Below are 12,431 nucleotides of genomic sequence, written 5' to 3' on the forward strand. Positions count from 1 at the left end.
TACGTTTTTTGAGTCACGACACCCTGGGATGCGTAGCTAGTCCCTTGCTCTGTCGCTAGCGGTTAAACAGTCTTAAGGTCACTGAGACAGTGCTGCTAGCCTAACAAGCTCTTAAAACATTGGCGAAGCTAACTTTACTCCGAAAGGAGATTGAGGCAACCATACCTCACCGGAGGGGCAACCATACCCCTCCACCCCGCTGTATGTTTTAACTCAATGTAAAGCCGTCCTTTTAGGACGGGGTTTCAAACCCATATTTCTGATGACTAATAATACCAAATCCCAAAATTCTCCCCTGTTTATTTATTAGTCCGCGAAAGCCGTTCGGCTAGCGCTCAGTCGAACGGGCCGCAGAGGAAAGTTTGTATGATCGGTTTCAACCGCCGACTCCGATCTTTTTACTTACCATCAATTATTATGCAAATCTTCAACTGGACAAAACTTCAAAATGGCTCAGACATTCGCGGTATCGCCCTCGAAGGCGTTCCCAATGAAAAAGTCAACCTCACCCCCGAAATTGCCACAATCTTAGGTAAATCCTTTGTCAGTTGGCTGGTGCAAAAAGTCAATAAACCTGCGGCAGAATTAACGCTCGCGATCGGGCGTGACAGTCGCCTATCAGGGCCAACCTTAATGCAAGCAGTCATGGAGGGAATCGCCTCAGTTGGTGCAACCGTGTACGACTTTGAAATGGCCTCAACCCCCGCCATGTTTATGAGTACCATTACCCCTGGTTTTGATTGCGACGGCGCGATTATGCTCACTGCTAGCCATTTGCCCTTTAATCGAAACGGCTTAAAGTTTTTCACCGCCAAAGGTGGCTTACAAAAACAGGATATTACAGATATCTTAGCACTAGCCCAAAGCAATAACTTCCAGCCAGCCGCATCGCCCGGTAACATTACAAAGCATGATTTCATCTCAGTTTATGCTAATCAATTGGTCAAAAATATCCGGGAAGCAGTCAATCATCCAGATAACTTTGAGCAACCATTAACAGAATTAAAAATTGTTGTGGATGCGGGCAATGGTGCTGGCGGTTTTTATGTTGATAAAGTCTTAAAACCTTTAGGTGCAGACACCACCGGCAGTCAGTTTTTAGAACCCGATGGTACTTTCCCGAATCATGTGCCAAATCCCGAAGATAAACAGGCAATGCAGTCGATTTGTCAAGCGGTAATTGAAAATCAAGCGGATTTTGGGATTATTTTTGATACCGATGTCGATCGCAGTGCGGCAGTCGATCAAGTTGGCAAGGAACTCAATCGCAATCGCTTAATTGCCTTGATTTCTGCCATTATATTAAAAGAACACCCAGGCTCTACCATTGTCACCGATTCTATCACCTCCGATGGCTTGACACAATTCATCGAACAGGAGCTAAAAGGGATTCACCACCGCTTTAAACGCGGCTACAAAAATGTGATTGACGAGTCGATTCGCCTCAATGAAGCCGGCCAGGAATCATGGCTGGCGATTGAAACCTCTGGACATGGAGCTTTGAAAGAAAATTACTTTTTGGATGATGGCGCTTATTTGGTCAGCAAATTATTGATTGAATTGGCTAAGTCAAAGCTAGCCAACCAATCTTTGCCAGATTTAATTGCCAATTTAAAAGAGCCAGAAGAAAGTGCAGAGTTTCGGATTAAACTTGGTGTAGATGATTTCAAGGCTCACGGCGAGCGCGTTATTGAGCAACTGCAACAATTTGTCTCAACGCAAGCAGACTGGAAAATAGTTCCCAATAACTACGAAGGTCTGCGAATTTCCTGCACCTCCGCTAGCGAATCCGGCTGGTTTCTGTTACGCTTATCACTCCACGATCCGGTGATGCCTTTGAATGTGGAGTCTAATGTTAAGGGTGGTGTTGCTCACATAGTGGCTCGGCTTTTAGCTTTTTTCCAAACCACAGAATCCCTTGATTTTTCGGCACTATCGATCTAAGTTTTACTCGTGTCAGACTATTACTAAACCAAACCCAAGGAGGAATTTAATCATGTGGCTTTTAATCATAAAATGTTCGGCTGCAAGCTGGGATCTCCATTCCAAAGCTTTCAAAGCCATTGCTGCCAAATATCCGGCGACGCCTTGCTCTTCCAAAAAGATGAAAGGCGACGGTCAACGCATCATGGAATATCAGCTTGAGAATGTCAACGATGTAGAGGAATTTATGGAAGAATGCTTGACCTTAGATGGTTTCACCGCTGCCTTTGAATCCCTATAATTCTAGGTGATAGATTATAGCCATTCTCAATTTTTATCTCATACCATTCATTTGAGAGTGGAGGTTTAAAAATTGGAAATTCATACTACTTTCTCAAAAATAGGCTACAATAACTAGGGAGTTTTAGGAATGTTCTAGGAAAGTAAACGGTCAAGAAAGAATTGATTTAACAGCAGCAACACTTCGGACATTTTTTGAGCACCTGAAAATAAGGGTTTCAGGGTGATCCAATAGCTGCAAGCAACGCTTACGAAGCACACTATCAGCCAAAAGTGAAAATCAAGGGTTTGATGCTACGACATAAAAACGCCAGCGGGGGCGGACGCACGCAGACCTCAGAAACCCGGTTTCTTCTTAGATTTATCGTGACTCGTCGCAAAACTCGTAGAAACCGGGTTTCTAGCTACCTATGCGTGGGCAATGAAACTGTCCGAAGTATGGTAAATCTTGGAATTGAGGAAGGCAACGGGATTTGTGCGAAAGTACGATCGTCTCGCCCAATTTTTGAGTGTTCTTAAGTATTTATTTAACTACCAGCCGGGAAGTCCCGGGCGTATATTTAGAGGGGATTAATCTGAGCGCTGCGCCCCGTACCCCGTTGGGAATTACGCCCGCGTGATGAAAGGCTCGTTGGGTGTAGGTACCCAAAGCGACAATTATTCTTTTATACCCCAAGATGATCGGGAAATACTCTGATAATATATTAGCAAGTGGGGGTGGAACTACCTCACTATAAAAAGCATGAGAAAAAAAAGGAAAAAGAAGCCTGCGGTCTAACTGTACTCAGTAGACCGTCAGGTTTGTTCACTTTAGTCTCTCATCTCCCAATCTGTTACCAAGCTTTTTACCTACGGCTGTTTCTCTCGAATCATTGCGGATTGGTATAGTTAGTCTAGATATTAAAAATATATCAGCGAGACAAAGGTTAAGGACACCTAGTGATGAGAATGACTGTGAGTCGAGGCAACGGCGGGCTAAGTGCGGAAATAGTTACGGGTCGGATTTTGCGGTGGGGGCAGTTGAAAGCAAACAAGCTAACCGCTAGTTCGATCGGGGGAATTGTTGCTGGTATTCTAAGTTTTGCCCTGCCGGTGCAAGCTTTGCAGGTAGTTGTGACGCCGACAAATCCCCAACTGGGAGATACGCTGTCAGTAATGATTCAGGTTGACGGTAACGGCGGGGAAACTCCAACAGTTTCTCTACAACAAAAAAACTACCCCGCGTTTCCCATCGGCAACGGTCGCTTTCGGGCCCTGCTACCGACGACGCCGCTAGAGAAACCCGGTGCCCGCCTTCTTCAAGTCGCAGGTGACGGACAAGTGCAGAAGTTGAGCGTCCAAGTGCGCGATCGCAATTTTCCCACCCAATCCATCTGGCTACCGCCTGGGAAAGACAGCGAAGGTACAGATGCTGAATTCGATCGCGTAGACGCATTTAAAGCACTCGTGACACCCGAAAAATTTTGGGACGGCAAATTGTTGCGCCCCAACTCCGGCGAAATTACCACTATTTACGGAGTTCGGCGATACTATAATGGGGTATTTGCTCCAGACTACTACCACCGCGGCGTTGATTACGCGGGTGCTTACGGTTCTCCTGTAGTCGCACCAGCAGCAGGTCGGGTATCTCTAGTGGGACGCGAATCCCAAGGGTTCAAAATCCACGGGAACGTCGTTGGTATCGACCACGGTCAAGGGCTAGCGAGTATTTTGATGCACCTCAGCCGGATTGATGTCAAGGAAGGCGATTTCGTGAAAGCCGGCCAAGTAATTGGTACTCTGGGGTCAACGGGGGCTTCGACAGGCCCTCACCTGCACTGGGGACTTTACGTGCATGGGCAGTCGGTCGATCCTGTACCTTGGCGGCTTCAGGGAGTTGAGTAGGAGTTTTTACAGGTTTTGACGGATAAAGCAGTCAATTATGGGGTAAGTTTGTGGCTGGGGTGTGCAGATAACTGTGATGGGTTATCAGTATTGAGTTAGGATTTATATAAAATTTCTCAACTCAACTCTCAAAACTTGAATCTCAAGACGCTAACAATCGCGTCTTCACAAAACTTTATTGATGATGCCGTTGAGCGGGGACGCATATATGAGTATTGAAAAAATTGTTGAACAGGCTTTGCAGGATGGCTATTTAACGCCGTCTATGGAAGCTGAGGTGGGACGGATCTGCAATACGGCTTCGGAATTGTCGATCGAAGAGTACATGGCTCTCGATCGTCTGATGGGCTCTTTGTTGACTGGCGAAGTTGTGGTTCTGCCACGCAAACAGTTTATCAACGTGATGGAAGAGTTGGTACTCAGCGATGCGATCGCTAGGGTAGCGGAAATTGAGGCGACGAGCGACCTTAGTCTCGATGTGGGAGATATTGCAGCTTATGCTTTAAATAGGCTGCCACCTCTGTACGCTACGACGGAAGAGGGAGCTCACTTTCAAAGGGCTAGGGCTAAAGAGCAACTTCACGATTTGATTTCCAAAGAAGTCAACGCAGCGATCGCCCGCAACTTGGACAGGCCCGACACCCCAAACCCCACAGCTTTGGGCAAGTCTTCGGGAAACGAAGTTCTTTCACAGCTAAGCACTTGGCTGCAAGCTAACGCCACTAATTTTGAGCCGCAGCCTTAGTACCACCCCAACAGCTCTATTTTAGTTAAGTCGATCCCGCTCAATTCATAAAGCGGGATTTTTAGTTTCTGAGTAACGAACATCTGAAGGCACAAGCCCGGAGCCAGAATTCAAGAAAAACAATTAAAATATCTTATATTTTAATTGTTTTTCTAAAATTAAAAACTCCTTCTTCTTCCTTGTTCCTGACATCCGTTACATCCGTTAGAGAATCCGTTGCCGAACTTCCTTGTTCCTGACATCCATTACATCCGTTACATCCGTTAGAGAATCCGTTGCCGAACTTCCTTCTTCCTTCAAACGATTAATTGCTGCTGTCAGAAGACTCAGCCGAAGGGCCAGCGGTAACTTTTGTTTCTCGCTTTTCGCGTTTTTTCCGTTCCGCTTGGATGACATCTTGAAGCACTATTCGCGCTTGGGCCATTTTTTCCAAATTGCTGCGGTACAAATCTAAATCTTTGCTAACTTTGTCTTCTGGCAGGTGCAAGGCCGCACTGACTTTGGCGATCGCGTCGTTTCGGGTTTCTTGGTCTTTTACCAAGTTAGGGTCAGCTTTTTCTAATAGCGAGAACAAACCGATCGCGAACAAGCGGCTGTACTTAAATTGAGGGTTGCTGGCGATCGCCCCTAAAGACGCTTGCAAATCCGCTGTATCTTCAAAGCTAGTCGAGCGATCGATCCACGAGAGCAACTCTTGCCCGGAAAGTCTATCCGCCAAGCTTTCCAATCGCTGAGCGTCTTGCTTGTAGCGCTCTGGATCGTCTTCTAGGGACTTGCACAAAGCGTTAAAAATCGAAACTCTGTCTGCTTCTGGGGCGTACCCAAGCATGAATCGATCGAAAGCTGTCACTACACCCAAAGCATAAATCGGGTCGTATTGAAAATCGGCATTCGCCGAAAGCAAGTGCATTTCTACCATCAACTCTTCCACCACTCGACGGTAAATTGAGTTGATCGGTCGAGTGTGAATCGTATAGAAACTTCGCTTAGTATCTGAAACAGTACGGTTATTGTTCACCTGAGTCTTATAGATAAATAATTTTGCCGTAGCGGGCGTGCCAGCGCGGCGTGAGTAAAGTCGGGGGAGTCAATTCTGCGATCGGGCTGACAAAAATTGCCAGTTTTTTAAGCGTTGCCGCCGGATTGCGAGACAAAATTTTATCAAAAATATTTTACGCGCGATCGGCAGCAACAATTAATATGTCGCAATAGGAGGGAAAAACCCCAGTATCTTTACAATCATAGCTTAGCTGGGATCGCTCATGAATCTAATCTTCTGACTTGCCCAGCCTAGATATGGTCTTGCATATCACAATAAGTTTTTTTTGTCAACCCAGGATCGTGAATAATCCAACAAACATGACAATTTCTCCTGAATTGATAGCTTTAGCCCAGTACATGGCGGGCGAATTTGACAACCGGGAACAAGCGCTAGCAGAGCCGACGTGGTACGTCCACCTTCGTATGTGGCAAAGACCACTACCCGTTCCTTTATTTTCCGAACCCAGCATTGCCCTGTTTGCCGAACAAGCCAACATTCTGGAATTAGACAAGCCATACCGCCCCCGCATCGTGCAACTGAGGCACTCACAGATAGCGCCAGGACTTATCGAAGCTCAGTATTATATGTTCAACGACATTGAAGCCGTCAAAGGAGCCGGTTGCAAACCCGACTTGCTTAGAAAGCTAACGAACGAGCAAATCCAACTCCTTCCCGGCTGCACCCTGTCAGTTGCGGTGCAAAATTTAGCCTCAAACAGCTATCGCTTTCGCGCATCTTTGCCGGAGGGCACTCGCTGCGGCTTTGCCTACGGGGGGCAAAATTACCAAGTAGACTTGGGATTTGAAGCCACAGGCGAGGAATTTCTCAGCTACGACAAAGGAATAAGCCCCACGACAGGCAAGGCTATCTGGGGAGCTTTAATGGGCCCTTTTAGATTTGTCAAGCGTCAGGATTTTGCTCCTGAGATATTGGTTTGAAGCAAGAAGCAACAAGAAACTAGGAAGAAAGATTTAGCTATCTAGGATAGAAGGCAAGACTTTACCTTGACCTATTCTTCTACTTTAGTGTTTTGGTGAACCTCTCAACCTCTCAAGAAAGGAAGAAAGTATAAGGAAGCTGGCAAGAATTTACCTGCTTCCTGTTCTTGTGCAGGGTTCCGGCGCATTTTGTGACCCTCAAGCTTAAATTGCGCTTACACCGCAAGCGATGCAAGCCGGGTGGTCAACTTGCGCGCGGCACCCCCTCTAGAGCTTCTTCTTCCGTTTCAAAGATTTCAAACACAGAATCCATCATGGTGACTTCAAACACCAGTTTGGCTTCGGGATGAACATTGCAAATGCGGAAACTTCCCTTAACTTTATCCGCATCCCGCATACCTGCTACAAGTGAGGTCAGGCCAGAGCTATCGATAAAGTTAACCTGACCAAGATTCACTACAACATGGCGGCTAAGTTTGGAAATACACTCTTGCAACTTGAGGCGGAATTGCCAAGCTGTAGTGATGTCCAACCGTCCTGTCGGTGCTAAGACGATAACTGTTGTACCGTCTTGAAGCGTGTGGGTTTTTTGATCAATATGAATCACTGACCCTTCCCTCAAATTTATTATCTATCGCGGTGGTTACTGTCCCAGTAGTTTAACTCAGGTCGGTGACTGCTGAGGCATCCAATTCGCCCAATCTTGCGGTTTTAAGAACTTGGAGTAGAGTTCGGCTTCTGGAGAGTTGGGTTCTGGCTCGTAGCAGTATTCCCAGCGTACCAAAGGTGGCAGGGACATTAAAATCGATTCGGTGCGTCCGTTGGTTTGTAAGCCAAAGGTCGTGCCTCGATCGTACACCAAGTTAAATTCAACGTAACGGCCGCGGCGGTAAAGTTGGAAATTACGCTCGCGCTCGCCGTATTCTTTCGATCGGTGCTTTTCAACAATTGGGGTGTAAGCCGGCAAAAATGCCCGGCCGCAGTCCTGTACGAAGGCGAACAGCGACTCCCAACTCCTAGGTTCCGGCGCGCCGATGTTGTTGCTGCACTCAGCGGCCTTGCCTTTGACATGATGGTCGCGGTAAAGCGCGCCTTGAGCGCTTTGGTAGTCAAAAAAGAGGCCGCCCACGCCGCGGGTTTCTTGGCGGTGGGGGAGGTAAAAATATTCGTCGCACCAAAGTTTAAATGTCGGATAATATCCGGGATGGTGGCGATCGCAAGCTGCTTTCAGAGTTTTGTGAAAATGAGCTGCATCCTCAGCCAACGGGTAATAAGGAGTCAAATCCACACCGCCACCAAACCACCAAATCGGGCCGGCCTCAAAATAGCGGTAATTTAGGTGAACCGTAGGCAAGTAGGGATTGCGGGGGTGCAGCACCATCGAAGTACCCGTTGCATAGAAATCGTGACCTGCAGCTTCTGGGTGCTTTGCCAGAATCAAAGCCGGCAAACTTTCGCCCCACACTTGGGAAAAATTGACTCCCCCTTGTTCAAAAACATTGCCTTCGCGCATGACGCGAGAACGTCCGCCGCCACCTTCTGAGCGTTCCCAAGAGTCCTCCTTAAATTTGCCAACGCCATCGAGCTGTTCGAGGGATTGACAAATCTCGTCTTGTAGGGTTTTCATAAATTGGCTGACTCTAGCTCTAGAGTCAGCGGGCGGCAAAAACGGGGAAGTGGCGGTTTTAAGTGTTGTAGAAACTGTCATCCGATTTTAGATTTTAGATTTTAGATTTTAGATTGAAGAATTGCGACCACGGCTCAATGCGGGGATTGTGACCAAATTGCTTTCGGTCGTAGAAATTCTTGCCGAGCGCATTTGAGTTTGAGATTGACCGTGAGTCCCAAATCCAGTCGTCATGTAATTATGCCACCGCAGGTCTGCAAATGATCGCTATGAAGTTACATTAAAAAATAGCAATAAAAATATACTTAAACCTGCGATCGAAAATTCGCAAACCCAATTGCAGAGCTATGGTGGAGAACACAATGCCCAATACACTCGATGTTAGTTCAGTCTTAGAAATCCTGCGACCTGTGCAAGACCCCGAACTGCAAAAGAGTTTGGTGGAATTGAACATGATTCGTAACATAAAAATTGACGGCGGTGTCGTCAGTTTCACCTTGGTGCTGACAACGCCTGCTTGCCCGCTGCGAGAATTTATTGTCGAAGATTGCCAAAAAGCGGTCAAACAGTTGCCAGGAGTCGAAAAAGTGGCGGTGGAGGTGACAGCCGAGACGCCGCAGCAGAAGGGAGTGGTCGATCGCCAAGGCATTGAAGGCGTTAAAAATATTATCGCAATTTCCAGCGGTAAAGGTGGAGTCGGCAAAAGCACGGTGGCGGTAAACGTTGCAGTAGCGCTGGCGCAAACCGGCGCCAAGGTGGGTTTGCTGGATGCGGATATCTATGGGCCCAATGACCCGACAATGTTGGGTCTGGGGGACGCGAAAGTGATGGTTAGGGACGGAAAAAGCGGGGAAAGCCTCGAACCCGCCTTCAACTACGGCGTCAAATTAGTGTCGATGGCGTTTTTAATTGACAAAGACCAACCCGTGATTTGGCGCGGCCCGATGTTGAACGGGATCATCCGGCAGTTCCTCTATCAGGTAAATTGGGGCGATTTAGACTATTTGATTGTCGATATGCCTCCGGGTACTGGAGACGCACAGTTGACAATGGCGCAGGCTGTGCCGATGGCCGGTGTTGTGATCGTGACCACGCCGCAGACTGTGGCATTGTTGGACTCCCGCAAGGGCTTAAAGATGTTCCAGCAGTTGGGAGTGTCGGTGTTGGGAATTGTGGAAAACATGAGCTATTTTGTGCCGCCGGATATGCCCGACAAGCAATACGATATTTTCGGTTCCGGTGGCGGGGAAAAGACTGCTGCTGAGTTGGGAGTGCCGCTGTTAGGCCGCATTCCGCTGGAAATTCCGTTGCGGGAAGGTGGCGATTCCGGGGTGCCGATCGTGGTGGGACAACCGGGTTCTGCTTCAGCTAGGGAGTTGCGGGCGATCGCCGGCCGCATTGCCGGTAAAGTTTCCGTAGCAGCCTTAGCCTAACTCACATCTTGGATTGTTAATCAGCTTTTGATGGGCGGGCGTCCCGCCCAACCCCTACTCCCCACAAGAAACCTGTGAGTGTTTGTGGAACAGGCATCTTGCCTGTTTAATTTGTGGAACAGGCATCTTGCCTGTTTAATTTGTGGAACAGGCATCTTGCCTGTGAGTGTTGGTGGAACAGGCATCTTGCCTGTGAGTGTTTGTGGAACAGGCATCTTGCCTGTTTAATTTGTGGAACAGGCATCTTGCCTGTGAGTGTTGGTGGAACAGGCATCTTGCCTGTGAGTGTTGGTGGAACAGGCATCTTGCCTATTGAATTTGTGGAACAGGCATCTTGCCTGTTTAATTTGTGGAACAGGCATCTTGCCTGTTTAGTGTGTGGAACAGGCATCTTGCCTGTTTTAGCATCAACTCTCGATCGCCAAGAAAAGGTAAGCTATAAACAGCAAACATAACATTCAAACAATTATGATTTTTCCAGGTTCAGCAGTTCGAGTTAAAGATAAGGGTGAGATTTACTACGCCTTTCAAGGACAAGTCCAGCGAGTTACAGACGGGAAAGTCGCGGTACTGTTTGAAGGCGGCAATTGGGACAAGCTGATTACGTTCCGCCTGTCGCAGTTGGAACTCGTCGATGCTACGGCAGGTCGCGCGAAATAGTCAGTTGGTTGTTGACAGTTGTCAGTTGACAGTTGTAAGTAGTTATTAGTTATTGTTTATTAGTACCCACTTACAAATAATAAATAACAACCAACTGCCAATAACAAACTGCCAACTGTCAACAACCAACAACCAACTGCCAACAACCAACTGCTAACTGACTAATATGCGTTTACCTTTACCCCAATTTGCTACAAAAGAGCGCCATCCCGATCGCATTGCTGAGGTAATCGAGACGGCAACTTCGGAGTTTTTGGCTCAATGTTTGGAACCGGAAGACTTAAGCTTTCCCGTGATGCCACCTTTTGGGAGTTGGGTGAAGGCCGAGGATGAAGAGTCAAAAAATCAAATTTACGGCGTGGTTTATTACGCTACGACTAGCCCGATCGACTCCGTGCACAGAGCTCGCGCTTTGGGTTTGTCGCTGGAAGAGTTACGGGAAGAACAACCGCAGATTTTTGCGATGCTCAAAACCGAGTTTCGAGTGGCGATTGTGGGGTTTGAGACGGCGCCGGAAAGGTTGAACGGTCACGGCCCATCTAGGGGTAAAATTTATCAGTATTTGCCGCCGCGCCCGCCGCAAATTCACCAGGCGGTTTATCGCTGCGAACCGGATGAGGTGATTGATTTTACGGTGCAGTTGGATTTTTTGAGGACGCTGCTGGGGGTGGCTAATGCGCCGGTGGATGCGCTGACGGCGGCGGCGATTCGTGAGATTTATCAGTTGCGGATGCGCGATCGATCTTGGTTGGTGGAAGCGGGAAGGAGTTTGAGTGTTTTGCTGAAGGATGATTACGATCGGTTGCGGGTGATTTTGAGTCAGATTCATCCATAGGGAAAAGCTGAATAGTATGTTTGAGGCCGATCGTCAAATATTGAGGCGATCGCACCAGTCAGACTCTGGTATTTTATCGACCTTACAATTAAATTGAGAAGGAAGAAACGATCGCACTTAATTCAAAATGCAATCGCCCGTTTGTCTGGCACAGTCGTAGGATATGATATAATGGGAGCGAGTAACATGATTTCTCAAAATCTATGTCTGCCAAAGATATCTTTCATGTCTCTGTATGTTCAGCTTTGGAAAAAGAAGGGTGGACTATTACCCACGATCCTTTGTACCTCAAAGTAGACGAAGATAAGCTTTATGTGGACTTAGGAGCCCAAAATAATTTGTTAGGAGCAGAAAAGTACGGACAGAAGATAGCAGTAGAAATCAAGTGTTTTTTAGGTCTGTCATTGATAAATCAGTTTCACGAGGCTATAGGTCAAGCCTGGAATTATAAAGTGGTTTTGGAAGAGTCAGAACCGGATAGACTTCTTTATTTGGCAATTCCAGAAGATATTTATGAAGAGTTTTTTACTCGGCGTTTAGCTCGAATGTCAGTGACGCGGATGCAATTAAACTTGATTGTGTTTAATCCTGCGAGAGAGGCGATCGTTATATGGAAATAGAAAAGTATAGAGAGCTAATTCAATCAATCATTGAAAAACACTCTAGCTGCGGTTCGGACGATGGGGAGATAGAAACTGAAATTGCTTGTGATATCAAACGCGATCGCTATTTGATGTTTCATGTGGGATGGCGTGGAGAAAGACGAGTTTATGGTTGCGTTATTCACATCGATATTAAAGAGGACAAGATTTGGATTCAGCGAGATGGAACTGAAGTAGGAATTGCTAATGAGTTAATTGAAGTCGGAGTACCCAAGTCGGATATTGTTTTAGGGTATAGGTCTCCCTATATGCGTAAGTTTACGCTGGTTGGCGGCGGGCTAGGCGATCGCCCCAGCCAAACTCCGGTATTGTAAAACTTCGTTGAGTTTATAAGCAATTATAAACAATAGTAGTATGATATTATCATGGTGGTCGAGTGAAC

The 12,431-nt window shown here is 47.0% G+C and carries 15 protein-coding genes; 11 read left to right on the plus strand and 4 right to left on the minus strand.

The genetic code is table 11. The annotated features are described in order from the left end of the window. Positions 1 to 417: 417 nt before the first annotated feature. From QUB12_RS29515 to QUB12_RS29530, 4 genes are all read left to right on the plus strand, one after another. Positions 418 to 1,944, plus strand: coding sequence for a phosphomannomutase/phosphoglucomutase (locus QUB12_RS29515; protein ID WP_333309633.1), 1,527 nt, complete (start codon positions 418 to 420; stop codon positions 1,942 to 1,944). Between the two features lie 52 nt (positions 1,945 to 1,996). After that, positions 1,997 to 2,224: a hypothetical protein gene (locus QUB12_RS29520; RefSeq protein WP_333309635.1), complete on the plus strand. Its 228-nt coding sequence runs from the start codon at positions 1,997 to 1,999 to the stop codon at positions 2,222 to 2,224. A 941-nt stretch (positions 2,225 to 3,165) separates the two neighbouring features. Continuing rightward, positions 3,166 to 4,107 (plus strand): M23 family metallopeptidase, encoded by a 942-nt coding sequence (locus QUB12_RS29525; protein ID WP_333309646.1) that lies wholly within the window; start codon positions 3,166 to 3,168, stop codon positions 4,105 to 4,107. A gap of 208 nt (positions 4,108 to 4,315) precedes the next feature. Further along, the gene (locus QUB12_RS29530) at positions 4,316 to 4,852 is read left to right on the plus strand and encodes a late competence development ComFB family protein (protein WP_006631395.1); all 537 of its coding nucleotides are present in this window, start codon (positions 4,316 to 4,318) and stop codon (positions 4,850 to 4,852) included. 304 nt (positions 4,853 to 5,156) lie between these two features. On the opposite strand, the gene psb29 is transcribed toward QUB12_RS29530, so the two are convergent. Together psb29 and QUB12_RS29540 are read right to left on the minus strand one after the other, a co-directional pair. After that, positions 5,157 to 5,870, minus strand: coding sequence for a photosystem II biogenesis protein Psp29 (gene psb29 / locus QUB12_RS29535; RefSeq protein WP_333309637.1), 714 nt, complete (start codon positions 5,868 to 5,870; stop codon positions 5,157 to 5,159). A gap of 7 nt (positions 5,871 to 5,877) precedes the next feature. Then, the gene (locus QUB12_RS29540) at positions 5,878 to 6,006 is read right to left on the minus strand and encodes a hypothetical protein (protein ID WP_333144644.1); all 129 of its coding nucleotides are present in this window, start codon (positions 6,004 to 6,006) and stop codon (positions 5,878 to 5,880) included. Positions 6,007 to 6,211: 205 nt separating this feature from the next. On the opposite strand from QUB12_RS29540, the gene QUB12_RS29545 reads away from it, so the two are divergent. Beyond that, positions 6,212 to 6,832, plus strand: coding sequence for a chromophore lyase CpcT/CpeT (locus QUB12_RS29545; protein ID WP_333309648.1), 621 nt, complete (start codon positions 6,212 to 6,214; stop codon positions 6,830 to 6,832). A 244-nt stretch (positions 6,833 to 7,076) separates the two neighbouring features. Here QUB12_RS29545 and QUB12_RS29550 read toward each other — a convergent pair whose 3' ends face one another. Continuing rightward, positions 7,077 to 7,439, minus strand: coding sequence for an STAS domain-containing protein (locus QUB12_RS29550; RefSeq protein ID WP_006631392.1), 363 nt, complete (start codon positions 7,437 to 7,439; stop codon positions 7,077 to 7,079). 57 nt (positions 7,440 to 7,496) lie between these two features. Continuing rightward, entirely contained in the window at positions 7,497 to 8,540 is a 1,044-nt protein-coding gene (hemF, locus tag QUB12_RS29555) for an oxygen-dependent coproporphyrinogen oxidase (RefSeq protein WP_333309640.1), read from the minus strand. A gap of 281 nt (positions 8,541 to 8,821) precedes the next feature. Between hemF and QUB12_RS29560 the strand changes: the two genes are divergently transcribed. From QUB12_RS29560 to QUB12_RS29585, 6 genes are all read left to right on the plus strand, one after another. Continuing rightward, complete coding sequence (locus tag QUB12_RS29560) at positions 8,822 to 9,892, plus strand: Mrp/NBP35 family ATP-binding protein (RefSeq protein WP_006631390.1); 1,071 nt, start codon at positions 8,822 to 8,824, stop codon at positions 9,890 to 9,892. A gap of 113 nt (positions 9,893 to 10,005) precedes the next feature. Further along, positions 10,006 to 10,347 carry a hypothetical protein gene (locus QUB12_RS29565; RefSeq protein WP_333309643.1) on the plus strand — a complete coding sequence of 114 codons (342 nt, stop codon included), beginning with the start codon at positions 10,006 to 10,008 and terminating at the stop codon, positions 10,345 to 10,347. Between the two features lie 13 nt (positions 10,348 to 10,360). Beyond that, entirely contained in the window at positions 10,361 to 10,552 is a 192-nt protein-coding gene (locus QUB12_RS29570) for an NAD(P)H dehydrogenase subunit NdhS (RefSeq protein WP_293145052.1), read from the plus strand. Between the two features lie 166 nt (positions 10,553 to 10,718). Next, the gene (locus QUB12_RS29575; RefSeq protein ID WP_333144649.1) at positions 10,719 to 11,387 is read left to right on the plus strand and encodes an HAS-barrel domain-containing protein; all 669 of its coding nucleotides are present in this window, start codon (positions 10,719 to 10,721) and stop codon (positions 11,385 to 11,387) included. A gap of 203 nt (positions 11,388 to 11,590) precedes the next feature. Continuing rightward, positions 11,591 to 12,007 (plus strand): XisH family protein, encoded by a 417-nt coding sequence (locus QUB12_RS29580; RefSeq protein WP_333144650.1) that lies wholly within the window; start codon positions 11,591 to 11,593, stop codon positions 12,005 to 12,007. Then, positions 11,998 to 12,363: a XisI protein gene (locus QUB12_RS29585; RefSeq protein WP_333144651.1), complete on the plus strand. Its 366-nt coding sequence runs from the start codon at positions 11,998 to 12,000 to the stop codon at positions 12,361 to 12,363. The genes QUB12_RS29580 and QUB12_RS29585 overlap by 10 nt, the downstream gene beginning before the upstream one ends. Positions 12,364 to 12,431 lie beyond the last annotated feature (68 nt).

Origin of the sequence: Microcoleus sp. B7-D4, assembly GCF_036705125.1 — a bacterium.
Taxonomy (GTDB): Bacteria; Cyanobacteriota; Cyanobacteriia; order Cyanobacteriales; family Microcoleaceae; genus Microcoleus.